The organism is Vibrio sp. 2134-1, from assembly GCF_033339495.1.
Genome location: NZ_JAWOUS010000901.1, coordinates 1 through 531 on the forward strand (window position 1 = coordinate 1; position 531 = coordinate 531).

Consider the following 531-nt stretch of genomic DNA (forward strand, 5'->3'; position numbering starts at 1 on the left):
GACGGACCTTTCTATCCCACAGGATGACATCACTTTCCCTGCTCCTCTGAGTCAGGTGCTGCCTGCTGAATTGACGGAATCGGCCATTCGCCAACAAGAATGGCACTTGATGCACGACATTGAGGTGGATGAATCCATGATGGCGTTCCCGGCGGTTGAAATGGTGCTGGGTGGTGTGGACTACCATGCTGAGGTGCGTTTGAATGGCGTTGCACTGTTTGACTGCGATGGCTCTCAGAATGTCTACAAGAAAGACATTCGCCCTTACATGCAAATGGGGCGTAACCGCTTTGAAATCTTGTTCTTAGAGGAAGACGAAGATCTTCTGTTTGATGAAGATAAACCTGAGCTGTGTTCGCTGTCCGATCATGAATATAGAAAAAGCGATGACCGCTTAGGCGTGTGGCAAGTGCCTTACCTGCAGTTTATTCGCAACGTACGTTTAGATCGTGTCGCGACCGAACAAATCTGGCACCACGGTGGTGGTTGTGAGTTTAAAGTGGATCTTTACTATCAGACTTTTGTGCCGGG

Annotated in this window: 1 protein-coding gene; it reads left to right on the top strand. The window is 49.2% G+C overall.

Annotation, left to right across the window (positions count from 1 at the left end; translation table 11 throughout):
• Positions 1-531, top strand: a 531-nt coding sequence (locus R7R78_RS29165) for a glycosyl hydrolase 2 galactose-binding domain-containing protein (RefSeq protein WP_225474973.1), incomplete at both ends; no start/stop codon positions are given.